The sequence below is a fragment of the Paenibacillus thalictri genome, from assembly GCF_004307995.1.
Classification (GTDB): domain Bacteria; phylum Bacillota; class Bacilli; order Paenibacillales; family NBRC-103111; genus Paenibacillus_AF; species Paenibacillus_AF thalictri.
Genome location: NZ_SIRE01000003.1, coordinates 137,253 through 153,225, shown reverse-complemented (window position 1 = coordinate 153,225; position 15,973 = coordinate 137,253). Strand labels below are relative to the sequence as shown.

Annotated in this window: 14 protein-coding genes; 6 read left to right on the top strand and 8 right to left on the bottom strand. The window is 50.4% G+C overall.

The genetic code is table 11. The features are described from left to right. Positions 1-182: 182 nt before the first annotated feature. Together EYB31_RS02870 and EYB31_RS02865 are read left to right on the top strand one after the other, a co-directional pair. A complete protein-coding gene (locus EYB31_RS02870) occupies positions 183-785 on the top strand; it encodes a TetR/AcrR family transcriptional regulator (protein WP_131011767.1) in 603 nt (200 codons plus the stop codon). 97 nt (positions 786-882) lie between these two features. After that, positions 883-1,701 carry an SDR family oxidoreductase gene (locus tag EYB31_RS02865; protein ID WP_131011766.1) on the top strand — a complete coding sequence of 273 codons (819 nt, stop codon included), beginning with the start codon at positions 883-885 and terminating at the stop codon, positions 1,699-1,701. Between the two features lie 21 nt (positions 1,702-1,722). On the opposite strand, the gene EYB31_RS41210 is transcribed toward EYB31_RS02865, so the two are convergent. Further along, positions 1,723-1,857 carry a hypothetical protein gene (locus tag EYB31_RS41210; protein WP_276322035.1) on the bottom strand — a complete coding sequence of 45 codons (135 nt, stop codon included), beginning with the start codon at positions 1,855-1,857 and terminating at the stop codon, positions 1,723-1,725. Between the two features lie 122 nt (positions 1,858-1,979). On the opposite strand from EYB31_RS41210, the gene EYB31_RS02860 reads away from it, so the two are divergent. The 4 genes from EYB31_RS02860 (at position 1,980) to EYB31_RS02845 (ending at position 5,983) form a co-directional block, all read left to right on the top strand. Further along, positions 1,980-3,293: a spore germination protein gene (locus EYB31_RS02860; protein WP_165452173.1), complete on the top strand. Its 1,314-nt coding sequence runs from the start codon at positions 1,980-1,982 to the stop codon at positions 3,291-3,293. Between the two features lie 49 nt (positions 3,294-3,342). Beyond that, positions 3,343-4,419: a GerAB/ArcD/ProY family transporter gene (locus EYB31_RS02855; RefSeq protein WP_165452171.1), complete on the top strand. Its 1,077-nt coding sequence runs from the start codon at positions 3,343-3,345 to the stop codon at positions 4,417-4,419. After that, complete coding sequence (locus EYB31_RS02850) at positions 4,409-5,470, top strand: Ger(x)C family spore germination protein (RefSeq protein WP_131011763.1); 1,062 nt, start codon at positions 4,409-4,411, stop codon at positions 5,468-5,470. Before EYB31_RS02855 ends, EYB31_RS02850 begins: the two co-directional genes overlap by 11 nt. 279 nt (positions 5,471-5,749) lie before the next feature. Continuing rightward, positions 5,750-5,983: a YolD-like family protein gene (locus tag EYB31_RS02845; protein ID WP_131011762.1), complete on the top strand. Its 234-nt coding sequence runs from the start codon at positions 5,750-5,752 to the stop codon at positions 5,981-5,983. Between the two features lie 139 nt (positions 5,984-6,122). On the opposite strand, the gene EYB31_RS02840 is transcribed toward EYB31_RS02845, so the two are convergent. From EYB31_RS02840 to EYB31_RS02810, 7 genes are all read right to left on the bottom strand, one after another. Further along, positions 6,123-7,424, bottom strand: coding sequence for a sulfatase family protein (locus EYB31_RS02840; RefSeq protein ID WP_131011761.1), 1,302 nt, complete (start codon positions 7,422-7,424; stop codon positions 6,123-6,125). Between the two features lie 245 nt (positions 7,425-7,669). Beyond that, positions 7,670-9,292, bottom strand: a complete 1,623-nt coding sequence (locus EYB31_RS02835) for an extracellular solute-binding protein (RefSeq protein ID WP_131011760.1) — start codon at positions 9,290-9,292, stop codon at positions 7,670-7,672. Positions 9,293-9,319: 27 nt separating this feature from the next. After that, entirely contained in the window at positions 9,320-10,225 is a 906-nt protein-coding gene (locus EYB31_RS02830) for a carbohydrate ABC transporter permease (protein WP_131011759.1), read from the bottom strand. Positions 10,226-10,238: 13 nt separating this feature from the next. Beyond that, the gene (locus EYB31_RS02825) at positions 10,239-11,210 is read right to left on the bottom strand and encodes an ABC transporter permease (RefSeq protein WP_420819416.1); all 972 of its coding nucleotides are present in this window, start codon (positions 11,208-11,210) and stop codon (positions 10,239-10,241) included. A gap of 123 nt (positions 11,211-11,333) precedes the next feature. Continuing rightward, the gene (locus tag EYB31_RS02820; RefSeq protein ID WP_131011758.1) at positions 11,334-13,691 is read right to left on the bottom strand and encodes a helix-turn-helix domain-containing protein; all 2,358 of its coding nucleotides are present in this window, start codon (positions 13,689-13,691) and stop codon (positions 11,334-11,336) included. Positions 13,692-13,919: 228 nt separating this feature from the next. Further along, a complete protein-coding gene (locus EYB31_RS02815) occupies positions 13,920-14,897 on the bottom strand; it encodes a phytanoyl-CoA dioxygenase family protein (RefSeq protein ID WP_131011757.1) in 978 nt (325 codons plus the stop codon). A 111-nt stretch (positions 14,898-15,008) separates the two neighbouring features. Further along, positions 15,009-15,902, bottom strand: a complete 894-nt coding sequence (locus EYB31_RS02810) for a helix-turn-helix domain-containing protein (protein ID WP_131011756.1) — start codon at positions 15,900-15,902, stop codon at positions 15,009-15,011. Positions 15,903-15,973 lie beyond the last annotated feature (71 nt).

The following is a 15,973-nucleotide window of genomic DNA, read 5'->3' as shown; positions in this document are numbered from 1 at the left end:
ATTCGTCATCCCCTTCAAACACACAAACAATCCATGCAAGCTGCTCTTGAGCTTACCGCTGTAATGTTATTTTGGTGAAGTATATCGTTTTTCAGCAAAGTGCTTTGACATTTTGAATTTTAGATGATACGATTAGAATGAACATTCGATCTAAGGATATAAAAAAAGAAAGGAGGCATTTGATGTTCGGCCGTTATAACAAAGCCCAACAGGCCGTATTGGAAACTACGCTTCGCATCATCATCCAGAAAGAACTTCAGGCAACGTCCATGGCATTGATCGCCAAGGAATCCGGCGTTTCCACCGGGAATATTTATCATTATTTTCGCAGTAAAGAAGACATTGTCAACGAGCTGTACAGAGCAATTGTAACTTTCAACGGAGATTTTGTCATTCAAGGCTTAAATCAAGGCAAAGACATCCGTCAAAAATTCGAGTTGGGCTGGGGCAAAGTAATTGAATTAAGCCGTATGTACCCTCAAGGATTCCAATTCATCGAGCAATATTCCTTCTCGCCTTATATTAACGAGGAGATCAAAAAAGAAGCATACACCGGCGGATGGTGCGCTCCCATGAACAAGCTGTACCAAGATGCGATGGATGAAGGGCTTTTTATCGCTCTTGACCCTCAGCTTGCGGTTCAAATGCATTACGGTTCGATCGTTTTTTTGATGAAAGGCCATCTTCAGGGACAATTCGAGCTGACTGATGCTTTCATTCGCCAATTGCTGCAATCGAGCTGGAATTCGGTAAGCCGCACGCCTTGGGATGCCGGGGAATCATAATCGATTCGCCGGAACTTTTTTTAAATTGGTTAGAATGAACGTTCGATCTATTTCTTTATAAAAAATGACTATTTTAATAACGAGAGGGAGATTAATCATGAGCAAAACGGTTTTTATTACAGGAGCAAGTTCAGGTTTAGGAAAATTGACCGCCATTCATTTCGCCAAACTTGGCTGGAACGTGGCCGCCACGATGCGCACTCCGGAGAACGAAACAGAGCTTAACGGCTATGACAACATACGGATTTTTAAGCTGGACGTTACCGACGTGCCGCAGGTGGGCGAAGCGGTGAAGCAGGCGATCGAAACGTTCGGTACCGTCGACGTTGTCGTCAATAACGCGGGATTGGGAAGTTACGGGGCTTTGGAATTAGCCGCGGAAGCAACCATCGATTGGCAATTTGCCGTTAATGTACGTGGCCCCATCAATGTGATCCGTGCTTTCCTCCCGCACTTCCGCGCCAACCAAGGCGGCATGTTCATTAATATCAGCTCGCAGGTAGGACTGACGACAAGCGTGCCGCTTGGGTCGCTTTACACCATGTCCAAGTTTGCGTTGGAAGGTTTGACCGAAGCCCTGTATTACGAATTAAAGCCGCTGAATATTGAACTGCGGCTAGTTGAGCAGGCCGGCTCGAACGGCAACAATTTCTTGAACAATATCATCTGGAACACAAACGAAGAAATTACCGCTTACGACGATTTGACCGCCAAATTAAAAAGTGTCATGGAGCAAGCGGTAGCCGGCCGTTTGGACGATCCGCAGGATATTGTGGACGCAATCTACAACCTTGCAACTGGAGCCAGCACACAGTTCAGAACGCCGGTTGGCGATACTACCAAGCAGCTGCTGGCTCTCCGCAGCTCCATGCCGATTGAAGAATACCTAGAGACGATAGCCGCCAATTTCAAATAACCTGGCGCCTGATCTGATCATTCATTTCCCACGCCGGATTCCAGACAATTCCCCATAGGCGGTTGCCGAAATCAGCGAAATGACCGGAATAACCGCCTCAGAACGTACGTAAGCAGGGTCCGCAATGACGGCCCCTGCTTTTTGCGCAAGCGCCATGATTGGGTCCACACATGCAGACCGTGCATTGCCGCAATTTCGGATCGAAAGGCAGCCGCGGCGGATTGTCTTCCCTGAATATTATTCATGTGTTAGAAAATACTACCTGTAGGAGGTATGCCATGTCTCAATATGTAGAGATCGTACGCCAAAAATCCGAATCCCAGCGCGATCTGAAAATGAAGCTGCTGCAAGTCGGATCTGAAAACATGTGGATGGTAGCTTATGAATCGATTGTAGATTGGGAAGAAACGATCCTTTATATTTGGAACTCCGGCATTGCTCCTGAAGCCTCCTACAGCGACATATGCAGCCGTTTGACAGGCAAGGAATGGAGCCCCGAAGCGATGGATGAGCTGCTGCAAGGACAAGCCGTCTTTATCGATGCCGGCGGCAGGCATGCATTCAGTTTTCAAGGAAAACTCAACACGTTGACCAGAGCTGTCAGCAGGCCGGAGAACGAATCCATGCCGTATGCTCCTGCGATCGCTTTTATGGAGCCTTTAGCCACCAATATCGGAATCCTTCGTAAAATGATCAATTCGCCGTCGCTTACAGCTGAGGGCTTTCAATTTACAGGAGTAGGCAATAAAGAGGCTTCCCTCATCTACCTTACGGAACATGTGGACCAAGAGCTACTACAACAAGTGAAAAGCGCTTTGCAGAAAACCTCGGGTAAAGCTATACATAACGGACAAGAACTTATGCAAATTTTCGGCTACAATCGGCTGGAACTGCTGGCGCCTTATTATAAAACGGAAGTTCCCAGCCAAGCCGTCTCTTCGATGACGAACGGAAGAGTGCTGCTAATGATGGACGGAGAACCCGTAGCTTATGTGCTTCCCTTGATATTCAGCGATTTTATTGCTTTGGAGTGGGATAAACAATTCCCTTTGCTCATTATGCTCGCATTGCGTTTTTTACGTCTAGTGAGCTTGTTGGTTGCCCTGCTGACACCCGGACTTTATGTAGCCCTTGTTTCGGTGAATCCGGAGACGCTGCGCATCGAGCTGGCCCTTTCCATTGCGACAAGCCGGATCGGCATCCCGCTGCCTACATTTTTGGAAATGCTGCTGCTGCTCATTATTAGCGAAATCAGCATTGAAGCGACCCAGCGGCTGCCCAAAAGCATCGCCGGAGCCAATACGGTTATCGGGGGAATTGTGCTGGGAACGGCCATTGTCGAAGCCAAGCTGGTAAGCAGCCTTGTGATTATCGTGTTGTCCGCTTCCGTAACCGCCAACTTCGCCTTTCCAAACTATTTAAACACACTGGTCATTCGCGTGATGAGATGCGTCATCGTGGTACTATCCGGTATTTTCGGTATTTATGGCTTGTTCGCCGCTTTTTTAGCCATATGTTTATATGCTTGCAGCATCCAACGCTTCGGTATCCCGTTTATGAGTTTTCTAGCCTCAAGGAAGCTAGGGCAATGAATTTAATCAGGAAAGAGGCTGCCAGTTGAACCCTCGATGGATTTCAAGCTTGACTATCCCTTTATTTTTTCTAGGGACCCACTTCAGCATTATATTCCTGCTTTATCCCCGGGCGCTGCTGCATACAACCCAATACGGTCATTGGGAACCGGCTGTTATCAATATGCTGATAGAACTGGTTCTCTTGGTCATTTTGCTTCATGGATTAAAAAAGGGAGGTCATCAGGATTTCGCAGATCTTTTTCTTCCGCTTGGCAGATGGATCAGCACCCCTCTGCTCCTGCCGCTTATCCTTTATATCCTTCTTATAGCCATCATGGTGCTTCGCGGTTTTGCCGAATTGATGATTATTGTGTTTGTTGCGCGTTCGCCGTTATATGCCATATTGGCTTTGTTGTGCCTGATTACGCTGCTTGGATCATCCATTGGCTCTCAAGGCATCATGAGAGCCAGCACGTTATTTTCGCTGCTGCATATTCCCGCTCTTTTATTTGCACTGTTCGCATGTATCAACAATTCTAAACTGCTCAACATCTTCCCGGTTGTGAATCCAACCATGGACTTTCTGCAGCATGGCAAGCTGCTCGTTTCGTTATTTTCCATCTGTCCTTTTCTTCTTCTGGGTATGCTGCCCCCCGTTTGCAAGATTCGGATCAAGCCTATTCTGATGACGATGCTGCCTTTAAGCGCATTGTATGTATATATCGTTTACATACCTATTCTTGTGTATGGGGTCAATGCCGCTGTGCTGATGAATTTTCCTTTGGTGACAAGCATCGACTCGGTTAATATCACCTGGTCCATATTTAACCGGGTATCGTTGTTTTATGCCGTCGCCTTGCTTGCCTTTATTCTGATCATCTCTTCCTTTAGTCAATGGGCTTCCGCTGTGCTGATTCATAAGATGGTGCCGCGCTGGAAGGAATCGTATATCAGACCTTGCCTTAGCTTGATTATTTATACAGCAGCCTTGATGATTCCGAATTGGGACTGGTATGTGGACATTTATACCGTCGATACTTGGTTTCGCATGATTATCTTTGTAAGCATTCCGGTTGCCGTCTATATACGCGGTCAATTTATTCAAAAACAGGCAAGAAAGCAGGTTGTTCAAAATGATTCATAAGCTTCGTACAGCCGCTCTGCTGATTGCCTGCTCTGCCGTATTAGCCGGCTGCTGGGACATCAAGGACGTAAACCACCGCGTGCTTCCTATCGTGATGGGCGTTTCTTACGGCAAAACCAACAAGTACAGAGTCCATATTCAAATCCCGTTTCCGATGCAGGGCGGGCTTGTCTCGAGAGTGTATTACAAGGAAGCCGACACCATCAGTAAAGCACTCACCGAAATTGACACCGATATTGAAGCCGGCATCGATTTTATGCATCTGCAACTGGTTGTCTTCGACCGCAAAGTGGCCGAAGACGGAATTCAAGAAGCGGTCACCTTTATCATGAGAAGCCAGCAGATGCCTACAAAAGCGCTTCTGGCTATCACCTCGGAAGAAATAGGCGAGTTTCTGAACCATACGGGACGGGTCATTCAAACCGACGGAAGTTCGCTGATCAATTTTTTCAATAAAAATGCAGGCTGGAGCCCGGAAATTAATCTGGCTTATCTTTGGAAAACCTTCGGCGCCATCCAATCCGATACGGAAGACGTCACTATCCCGATCCTGCGCTCCGGAAAGTCGACCATGCTTGAATTTATGGGCTCGGCGGTGATGGCCAAAGGCAAAATGAAAGGCGAAATCAAGCGGGAGCAGTCGCTATTAATCAATTTATACGAGGAGTTGTTCCAAGACTCGGTGGTACAGGTTACCAATCAGGCGAGCGTGGCCATTGTCAACTGCAAAAACCGCATTCATGCCGATTGGCGCGATCAGCATCCCGTGCTCCAAATCCATATGCAGCTGGCCTTGCATCTTATTGAAAACAACGGAAATTTCAACGAACGGCAAATCGAAGCCGCTTTCTCCAAAGATATGACCAAACGATATGAAGAGTTGTTCAAGCAGCTGAAAACGCTCAAATCCGACGCTTTGGGAACCGGACAATATTTCAGAAGCAAAATGCCGTTCCACAAGCTGCAGGACTGGCGGGACACATATTATCCTACACTGGAAACCGAGTTTACGATTGAAAGCATCATTAAAAACACCGGAGATATCACATAAGAGCGATCCTCTGTCAAAGTTGCGCATTCGGTTTGCTCCAATGTACGGAAACGGTACCCGGTTGAAATGGAACCTCAGCGTTTAAAAGACCTCAGCGAATGGGGCTGTTGAAGGAAGATTTTTGACAGCCCTGCATGCTCGAGGTCTTTTCTCACATGAATGGTTTAGAATTTGTTTAGTATGTCATAGTATACTTCTTAATATATACTCATCCCGCACGAAGATTCTTGTTGTTTCAAGACTTGGTCGGATCAAAATCATATAGGATTAGGAGAAATTATGTCTACATTTCATAACGATGAAGCCATGGTAAGCCAAATTGTACAATCAGCATTATCCAGTCAGGAGTTCGTAACGGTCAAACTGTATAACGAATGCGGGGACAGCAGTATCACCGGTTTGATTATTAAATTCGACCGGGAGCAGAGCTGCTTTAAACTTTCGCATGAAGACGGAATTGATACCATTTATTTCCATGATATATTAAGCATCGGATTCGCAACCGGCGAATAACCCCACTTCATCAGCCCCCGGGATGATAAGCCGGGAATGAATCCCGGCCAGCATCTCAAAGATCAATGGAGAACATCGCTATAAGAATAGAGATACGCTACGTGCAGGGTGTCCGCACGAGGAGAGACGGCTGCCCTGGTCAGGTAGGGTTCAGCTCGTCAAGGCCGTTCGCCCAAGCCCCGTCAGGCAAAGGCACCGATCCGCTCAGCAGCGGGTCGCCTGTTTGCCGCATCCACGTATCCAACCGCTCCGACAGCTCTTCGGCAATAGCGCGATAAGCAGACTCGCCGATCACATTTTCACGTTCTACGGGGTCAAGGTACAAATCAAACAACATCGCTTTGCTGCGCGTTCGCTCGCGGATACCGTGATCGACAAGGAAGCGCTTGCTTAAGCCATCGTCGATATTCGGCATAACCAGCTTGTCGTAATCGTCGTAGAGGCGGATCAGCTTGTATCGTTTCGTGCGGATGCAGCGCATCGGCTCGTAAGCGGCATGGTACGTCACTTCGGCGAACAACTCGCTGCGGATCTCGGACGCGCTGCCCGTAAGAAGCGGCACCATAGATGTCCCTTGCAGCCAATCCGGCTTCTCCAGCTTCGCCAGCTCGCATAACGTCGGAAACAGATCGAGCTGGGAAACGATCGCATCGATCACTTGACCCTTGGCTACTCCGGGGATATGCATCAGCAGCGAAACGCCGATGCCGGTATCGTACAAATTGCATTTCATGTGCGGAAAAGCGATGCCATGGTCGGTCGTGTATATCAATATGGTGTTTTCCCATTGCCCCGTTTCCTCCAAAGCTTGGCGCACGATGCCGACACCGCGGTCAACGACACCCGCTGAGGCAATAAAGCCGGCCATATCCTCGCGATTTTCCGGCGTATCGTACATCGGATAAGGCGGCATCACGTAGCGGGGATCGGCCGGCGCGCCCGTCTCCGGGAAACCCGCCTTGGCCCGGTGCGTATTGTAAAAGCCCACGGAAGCGAAAAACGGCTTGTCATGCCGCTCCCGGATGAAATCCGCGGCGATCCGCGCGGTCTGCACATCGCGCGCCTCATGCGCCGGCTCCGTGTTCAGCGCGCTTAAATTGCGCTTATAGCCAAGCCGCCCGATCTCATCGGCGGCCGCTTCATGCTGCTCGCCGCACAAAGCCGTTTCATACCCGCTGCGGGTAAGAAACGAAGCCAGATGCTGCGAGTAGTCGTGCAGGCGGAAACCGCGGTGGGCGAGGCCAAGCATGCCGGCCGTATGCGGCGCCATGCCCGTCAACAGCCCTGTGCGGCTCGGCGAGCAGGTCGGCCCGGCGCAGAATGCCTGGCGGAACAACACGCCGTCTTCGGCCAGCTTCCGCAGGCAAGGCGTCGGAACGGCATGGCCGTACGGTTCGATATAACGCCCCGTATCATGTGAATGAACGTAAACAATATTCATCGCGGATACCTCATTTCTGCTTATATCGGTCGTTCAAAAAGGAGTCTTTTGATCACGAAGCAAGCCAGGAAGCGAATCGGCATCGAATCTTGCGTTCACCTTCGAAGTCCGGTGCTCATGTAGGTTTTGCCTACACTCCGCTCCTCCTTCTTCAGGTTCTCGCAACCTTCCTGGTTGCATGGGCGAGCAGTTCGCCGTCAGGCGAACGACCAGCCTCGGTGCTGAAAAGCCGACTTTTTGAACTCTCACTTATAGCGGTCGTAAGCTTTCTGGTAAATGCCTCTGAGCTCTTCGGCGCCCATCTTTTTCAGCGTCGCCACATAGTTGTCGTATTCCGTGAGCGGCAAAGCTCCGGTAATGAATTTTACCCGCGACTCGTTCACATAAGTTGTAATATCGCTCGAGAGCGCATTCAGGCGGTCCTGCTCATCTTTGGCAAACAGGAAACTTGGGAAAACATCCTTCGGAATATCGGGCTGCAGCAGCTTGGCGCCGGCAAGCGCGGCCGGATGACTATTGCCGGTTTTGTCATATTTCTCCGTGAGCAGCTGCGGCAGTCCGCCGCCGGGCCACGGCGTATATTGACCGATTGCTTGGTCCAGCGAAAGCCCCTTCGGATTTTTGACGATCAGGTCTTTGTATTGCACATTGCCGTCAGGCAACGTCTCGTACGTCTCGCCTTCGATGCCCATGCGGAAAAACTTCGAGCCTTCTTCGCCATAGAAGTAGTCAACCCAACGTATCGTCGCCTCCGGGTGTTTATTGTTTTTCGTAATTGCAAAAGTGCCCTGAACCTGCGTCAGCGGATTAACCGGCGAATACAGATGGTCGCCGTTAGGACCCTTTAAGGCCGGCATTGGCACGTAATCGTCCATATATTTCGGTCCCAATATGCCCGTATTGGACACATGCAGGCTGCCGACCAGCCCCTCTGTGCCTTTGGCGAGAAACTGCGCCGTTTCCTGGGTAAATACCTCTTTATCGATCAGGCCTTCCTTGTACAGCTTGTTGAGGTATTCCAGCAGCCCCTTGTAGTTCGGGTCCATCGTATAAAAACGGATTTTGCCGTCCGGCCCGATATCGATATTGGCGTTTTTGTCCCCGGCGGTGCCAAGTCCCCATGATCCGCGCAAACCTGCCCACAGCGTCATCGACTTATCGCCCGACCAGCCGATTTCATCCGCTTTTCCGTTTCCGTTCGGGTCTTTGTCCTTAAACGCTTTTAATACCTGGTAATATTCCTCCGTTGTCGTCGGCACGGCCAACTTCAGTTGATCCAGCCACTTCTTGTTGATGAACTGCTTGCTGCCGATCCGCGGGGCGAGATAATCCGCCACTTGAGGAAGCGAATAAATGTTGCCGTCCGGCGCGGTAATGCTCCGCTTTAATTCGGGATATTTCTGGAACAGCGCCTTCAGATTAGGCGCGTACTGATCGATCAGCTGGTTGAGAGGCAGCAGCACGCCTTGCGAACCGTAGTTGACCTCGTCGTAAGGCGTCAGCTTAGCACGGTAGAACACATCCGGCAAATCCCCGCCGGCCAAAGCAATGTTGCGTTTCTCTTCAAAAGCGTTTTCCGGCACCGTCTGCCAATTGATCGTTATGTTCGTTTTTTTTGCATATTCGTTTAATACCTTCATATCTTTCCATTCGCCATGTGTGGAAAATTTAGCGGCCATCGCGGTCAGCGTAACCGGCGTATTGACGATCGGAAACCCGCTGGCCGTCACTTCTTTAGCCGATGCGGACTCTTTACCGTTCTGTTGAGCCGGAGCCGGCGCGTTATTGCTCTCCGAGGAGCAGCCGCCGACAAGCAAAAGCAGCGAAGTCGCGCCAAGCACCATGTCCCTGGATTTGAATTTCATCATGAATCTCCCCTTTGTTTATGTAATAAGTCAGCCTTTCACGGCCCCGATCATAACCCCTTTGGCAAAATACCGCTGCAGCAGCGGATACAACATCAGCACCGGCAAGCTGGATACGACGATAACCGCATATTTCAGGCCTTCGGCCACCATCACCTGGCGGGCCATCGTTTCCGAATCGGTTTCCATCATGTTTTGCATCTGATTTTGGATCAACAGCTCCCGCAGAAACATCTGCAGCGGGTATTTGCCGCGTTCCGACAAATAAATAAGCGCTTGAAAATACGAATTCCAATGCCCGACGGCGTAATACAAGGTAACAACGGCAATCACCGGCATCGAAAGCGGAAGCACGATGCTGCGCAGCAGCCTGAAATCGGAGCAGCCGTCCATAAAGGCGGATTCCTGCAATTCCGGAGGAATCGTATTTTGGAAAAACGTACGCATGATGATCAGATTCCACACCGATACCGCGCCGGGCAAAATCAGCGCCCAGAACGAATTGACCAGCCCGAGGCTTCTGACGACCATATAAGTGGGAATGATCCCGCCGCTGAAAAACATCGTAAAGGTAATAAGCAGCATGATCGCATTGCGTCCGGCAAAATCTTTGCGCGACAGCGGGTACGCTCCGGCAATTGTCAGCGCCACATTCACCAGCGTGCCGATCACGGTATATACAATCACATTGCGGTAACCGACCAGAATGTCCTGGTTTTGAAATACCCGCGCATATGCTTCCATACTGATCCCTTTGGGCCACAGCCATACGTTGCCGGAAATCACCTGCATCGAATCGCTGACCGAAGCAATCACGACAAAATAGAGCGGATACAAAATAATGACAAGAATAAGACATAACAGCAAAAAGTTGATGATATCAAACAGGCGGTCGCTTCCGCTTTGAGGGGCTCCCGAGGATACTCCTGATGACATGACGGTGCCTCCTTTACCACAGACTTGTTTTGCTGACCCGCCGGGACAAGCCGTTGACAACAATCAGCAAAATAAAGTTGATGACCGAATTGAACAAACCTACGGCTGCACTAAAGCTGTATTGCGCGCCAAGCAAGCCTTTTTTGTACACGTATGTCGAAATAATTTCCGACGAGTCCAGGTTCAGATCGTTTTGCATCAAATATACTTTCTCGAAACCTACGCTCATCAGCGTGCCCAAATTCAGAATCAGCAAAATAATAGCCGTCGGCAGCAGACCGGGAATCGTTATATGGATGATTTTCTGGAGTTTACCGGCTCCGTCGATGACCGCCGCTTCATATTGCTGCGGGTCGATGCCTGCGAGCGCGGCAAGATAAATAATCGAAGCCCAGCCCATATTTTGCCAAACGTCGGATAACACATACAGCGTTTTAAACCAGCCGGGTTCGCCGAAAAAAGCGATCCGTTCTCCGCCGAAAAACGCGATGATTTGGTTAACAAGCCCGCTTCGCGGCGACAAAAAGATAATCATAATCCCGACCAATACGACGGCCGATAAAAAGTGAGGCGCGTACGTAACGGTCTGCACCGTCCTTTTGAACTTGCTGCCTCTGAGCTCATTAATCATGATCGCAAGCAGGATCGGCATCGGGAAACCGATAATCAGCTGCATTGCGCTGACCCCCAGCGTATTGAGAATAATGCGGGAAGCATAATACGACTGAAAAAATTGCTTAAAATGCTTGAACCCGACCCAACTGCTGCCGGTAATTCCTTTGGTGGCGATAAAATCTTTGAAAGCGATTTGCAGACCGTACATCGGCGCATAATGAAAAATAATGAAGTACGCCAAAACAGGGGCAATCAGCAGGTACAGCTGCCAGTTTTTCGCTGCCGTCTTTAACGTGCCGTTGCGGGCACGGACGGACCCGAGACCGGAAGCTGCCCTTTCCGGCGCGTGCGGTGAAGGAACTGCGGGCAATGGGTGTCTCTCCTTTCGTTAAGTTGCGCTCAGCATAGCAAAACTTAAGCAGAGACCACCATAAGCAATATGGGGTGGGGATATTCTACGTTTTACAAACCAATTTCCGGGATCGTCTATTTTTTACATTTCGTGATTTTCGCTATGTTTCGGCCGGTTTTCAACCGCTGCATGCAGCTTTCGATACTGTTCGGGCGTAACGCCCTCCTGCTTTTTAAATTTTTTGATGAAGTTGGAAACATCCACATAACCGACTTCGCTTGTGACATCCGCCAAATTTAAAGTTCCGGTAACGAGCAGTTCCTTCGCTTTAGCCATGCGCAGCTGATCCAAATAACGGATGAGCGATGACCCTGTCTGATCCTTGATGAAACGGGTGATATAAGACGGCGACATCCCGAAATGATCGGCGATGGTATCCAGCGATAACGAATTGTCCGCATAACGCTCATGCAGAAATTGAATAATATCGTCCCGCAGCTTGAAATTGCGGCTTTCCATGCGGCTGCATACATGTTCGCACACGCGCCGGCAAATGCCGATCATTTCGGTTTCCAACTGATCCATCGTTTCCGCCCGCTGCACATTCAGCGAACCCGTATCTCCATAAAGCCCTTCCGGCACGTGTCCCTGCAATTCCTCCGATATTTTCATCAGTGAATGCAGCAGACCGGCGCAGGCGAGCCGCGCCGACTCCGGCGTTACCGATAAAACGCGAATGGAATCGGTCATGCTGCGGATCGTCGTCTCCGCTTCTTCCGCGTTGCCCTGCCGCATGCTTTTGAACAGGCGGTCCTCCAGCTCATGCGGGTAGCTGCGCGCCTGCTCTCTGGACGCGGCCGGCAGCAGTTCATGGAACAAAATTTGATTGCTGCCTTTGACAAAACGGTACTGCAGCGCCTGACGCGCCTCTTCAAACGAAAGGCCGATCGAACCCGGCTCGCGGTACAGCCTGCCGACCCCGATGCTCAAGGTGAACTTATAGTGGGATTGAAAAAACGTCTGCAGCCGCGATGCAAAAGACTCCAACTGCTGCTTGTAGCTCGAAGTGTCCTTGATATTGATCGCCAGCGCGATTCCCCGGTCGTCAACGATGCTGACGCCGTAACCTCTGCCGGTTTCCGACGCAAGCTCCTCCGCGGCGTTTAAAATGCTGAATTTAAGCAGTTCCTGCATGGAGCCGGAATAAGCGGTCTGAAAACCCGTGTAGTCGTCAATTGCCAGCAGCAGACTGACAAAATGGTCGTAGTCGAACCGGATCTCGGCCAATTCCAGCGTAGCAGCGAGCCCTTCCGGCGGCTGCGGTTTATTTTTGAACAGCGACAACAGCACGTTTTCGCGGATCAGGCTTTTTTTGCTCTTCAGCTCGATCATCATGCTTTCCTGTCCGGACATTTCGCGAATCGCATTTGATAAATACACCATCTCGTCCATGGAGCCGTTTTCCTTGACGCGGCCTTTTCCGTCCGAGAACATCTGTACAAGCTGCCGCAGCTTCTGGTAATTGTTGTTGGCCAGCAAAAAGGAAAGCGCAGTGCCTATCACGATCAGCGCGAGCAGCACGATGCCAAATAAACGCCGGCTCTCGTCCACCTTTTCGATAAATTGAGAAGTCGGAACCATTTGCACCAAACTCCAGCCGTTCGAAGCGAACTCCTGACGGATTACGGTGTAGGTGATGCCCATGACCGAACGTGTCGAGATCGACCGTTTGTCCGCGTTAGCCCGCTCGAACGGGGGATTCGCCAGCTTGTCGCGGTTCGCCGAAAACACGGTGTTCCCTTTTTCATCCAGCAAATAAAGGAACGTCCCGGGGCGGCTGACCAGATGCTCCGCCATCGCTTGCAGCACATCGACGTCCAGCAGAAACAAGATGGCGCCATAAGGTTTGCCCGAATAAGCCGGCAGCGGATACATATAGGTAACAAACGTCGAATATTGAGTGCGGCTGGATGTATATACGGTCTCGGCCGGTCTGACGACCGGACCGGTCATCGTGCGGATTTGCTGCTCCAGCGCTTCGGCCCCCCAATTTTCGTATGAGTATATCCGGCTGAAAAATTCCGATTGTTCATATACGCCGCTGGCGGCAAACAACCTGCTGCTGTCATACGACATGTTCTTCAGCACGATATTATGGATAAACGAGTTGCTGGTGCGATATTTGTTTAGCTCCGCTACGGCCTGGTACGAATCGTAGCCGTATTGGGACAGGACATACGGCGTGAGCAGCGGGTTGGTCGAGATTTGCACGGAAATCCGCTGCAGCTCACGCAGCCGTGTCTCCATCGTATCGCGGAATTGGGCAACGGAAGACAGCTGGGCCTGCTCCACCTCGTTTTGCAGCGCGCTGATAATGTTGATATAGACCATGCCGCCCACAGCCGTCACAACAAACAGCACAAGCAGCAAATAAGACAAAAACAGCTTGTAAAAGCGCACCGATCTTTTGCCCGATCCCATTTTGAATACGTTTAACATGCCCGTCCTACTTTCCCGTATAAAATCAATCCGCTCGAAAAGCGGCTGTAAAAACCGAAACGGTTCCTCTTAAGCTGCGGACGGGCGGAAGCCTGTCCCCCAGTGTTATCATAGTACCGAACAGCCATATAGGCAATTGCAAAAATAAAAGCGTCAGACGAAAAAAGAGGCTGGCAAAATGACTTTGCCGGCCTCTCTTAACACTTACTTGAATTTGTCCGCCATCCATTACATCTGCATTTTCCCCATCAGATCGTCCGGCATGGCTACCATCATCGAGCCGTTATCCCCTTCCCCTTGCTGATCCGACTCGGAAGCAAGCTCTACGGGTGTGCCAAACTGCGGCAAAGCATGGGGCAGATGCGTCCGTCCCCGCGCCAGAACGTGCCGCTTATTCCCGCCGCTCCACGGCACCCAAGAACGGGCGTTACAATAATGGCACACGTACGCCCTTCTGAACCGTTCTTTGGTTTCATTCCTGTAGGAACGGTGAAGGAGGTGGGAATGGAAGAAAAGTACGTCTCCAGGCTCCAGAACAACCGGAACAGCTTCACCATATTTAGCGGCGACCTCGGACAGTTTGTTCACTGAATCGTCCATCACACTGGCGGCGCTTGCGGGAAATAATCCTTTGATTTGCTTTTCATTCGCGTGCATATACGCATTGGACATCTGAATCGGCGGGTAGATCGGCTCGTTGTGCGAGCCGGGGGCGACCCATAAGCAGCCATTTTCGGTGTCAGCGCGGTCCAGCGCGATCCATGCCCCGATCAAGGAATCGGGCTGAGTCTGAATGTAGAACGAATCTTGATGCCAGCCTTGCCCGCCTTTTTGCGGAGGATTAAAAAACAACATCGATTGCAGCGCCAGCACATCCGGTCCGATCAATGCTTCCAGCACATCCAGAATACGCGGATGCAGCAGTCCCCATTCTGCGGTTTCGTCTTCCCGGTGCGGCATGTGCAGCCGTGCCGATGGAAGACGGTTTGCCTGCTTCTCGGCTTCCGTCGTCCACTTCGGGGAATGGGTCAAATGATCCAGCTGAGTATTTTCTCCGGTGTATATATGCTGCATCCATTCCTGAAGACGTTTCGTATCTTCGTCGGGCAGCATCCCTTTCACAATAAGAAATCCGTCCCGGTGGTAACGGATATACTCATCTACGGATACCAGATAACGTTCTCGAGCCACTGTCGGGTTTGTCATACGTATACAGCTCCTCTTAGCAAATATCGTTTTAACTTACCCTCATTTTGCTTGAGAAACCGCCGCTGTACAATGGATGCAACCGATGGAATGATGGACAAATTTGATATGCTATTTCTTCTGGCGTTGTTCCAAAGTGAAGAAATGATTCAGCGGATAAAATCGGCCGTGCGCTTCCGGAGGAGCAAGCTCCAGCATCTTCCGGTCCCCGTAACTGCGCCGGTATTCGGTTGCGGTCATGCCCATGCGTTGGTTAAACAGCCGATGAAAATAATATTCGTCGGCGAAGCCAGCGTTCATAGCGATTTCCTTGATGCTGTCCGTGCTTTGGAGCAGCTGCTGCGCCGCCCAATCAAGCTTGCGTTTCGTTATCCACTTCTTGGGGGAATAACCGGTGTGATGTTGAAACGTCCTCGTAAAATGCTCATGGGACCATCCGACGGTCCTGGCGAGCAGCAAAATGTCGATTTTTTCCGTCACGTGGTCGTCTATATATTGCAGCGCATCATGAATCTGCAGCGGCATCGGGATGTCAGCGGCTAAATGGGCATCGGGGAAAATAAGATTCTCCAGCTCTTCCAAAATGGCCAAAAAAAGCGACTCCGTAAGGCGTTTCCATTTCTCCGGACGGCGATGGAAGTAAAAAAGCAGCTGCTTCGCTAATATGGGAACAAGGGAATAATCCTGCAGTGCAACCGATGTTACGGCGGTACTGTTCAGCAGCGTGAACCGCTCTTGAATCGTTTCTTTCACGCAGTCAAAATGGATATAAATATGGCGGGTCGGCTTCTTCGGATCGAACTGGTACGAATGCGGTTCGCCGGGTCTTGTCATAATGACGCATGGACGGCTGAGCACTTCCCGTTGGCCCGCGGCCGTATACACAGTTTGGGTGCCGGCCGGAAAATACACCAGCTCATAGTCGGTAATTACACGTTCAGGCAATTGATACCCGGCTTTTACGGTCACATCCCCGGCCAAATGGAAACGGATATCATCAAGCATTTATCGCACAGCTCCTCGCAGCTCATTTCATGCCTCGGATTTAATGGGAATTATACCATAACCTTGGGCGG

Coding starts and splice junctions, on each gene's coding strand:
- EYB31_RS02840 (WP_131011761.1), bottom strand. CDS start 7,424: ATGAATATTGTTTACGTTCATTCACATGATACGGGGCGTTATATCGAA.
- EYB31_RS02820 (WP_131011758.1), bottom strand. CDS start 13,691: ATGTTAAACGTATTCAAAATGGGATCGGGCAAAAGATCGGTGCGCTTT.
- EYB31_RS02815 (WP_131011757.1), bottom strand. CDS start 14,897: ATGACAAACCCGACAGTGGCTCGAGAACGTTATCTGGTATCCGTAGAT.
- EYB31_RS41210 (WP_276322035.1), bottom strand. CDS start 1,857: ATGGCGCTTGCGCAAAAAGCAGGGGCCGTCATTGCGGACCCTGCTTAC.
- EYB31_RS02830 (WP_131011759.1), bottom strand. CDS start 10,225: ATGTCATCAGGAGTATCCTCGGGAGCCCCTCAAAGCGGAAGCGACCGC.
- EYB31_RS02810 (WP_131011756.1), bottom strand. CDS start 15,902: ATGCTTGATGATATCCGTTTCCATTTGGCCGGGGATGTGACCGTAAAA.
- EYB31_RS02845 (WP_131011762.1), top strand. CDS start 5,750: ATGTCTACATTTCATAACGATGAAGCCATGGTAAGCCAAATTGTACAA.
- EYB31_RS02865 (WP_131011766.1), top strand. CDS start 883: ATGAGCAAAACGGTTTTTATTACAGGAGCAAGTTCAGGTTTAGGAAAA.
- EYB31_RS02850 (WP_131011763.1), top strand. CDS start 4,409: ATGATTCATAAGCTTCGTACAGCCGCTCTGCTGATTGCCTGCTCTGCC.
- EYB31_RS02835 (WP_131011760.1), bottom strand. CDS start 9,292: ATGATGAAATTCAAATCCAGGGACATGGTGCTTGGCGCGACTTCGCTG.
- EYB31_RS02870 (WP_131011767.1), top strand. CDS start 183: ATGTTCGGCCGTTATAACAAAGCCCAACAGGCCGTATTGGAAACTACG.
- EYB31_RS02860 (WP_165452173.1), top strand. CDS start 1,980: ATGTCTCAATATGTAGAGATCGTACGCCAAAAATCCGAATCCCAGCGC.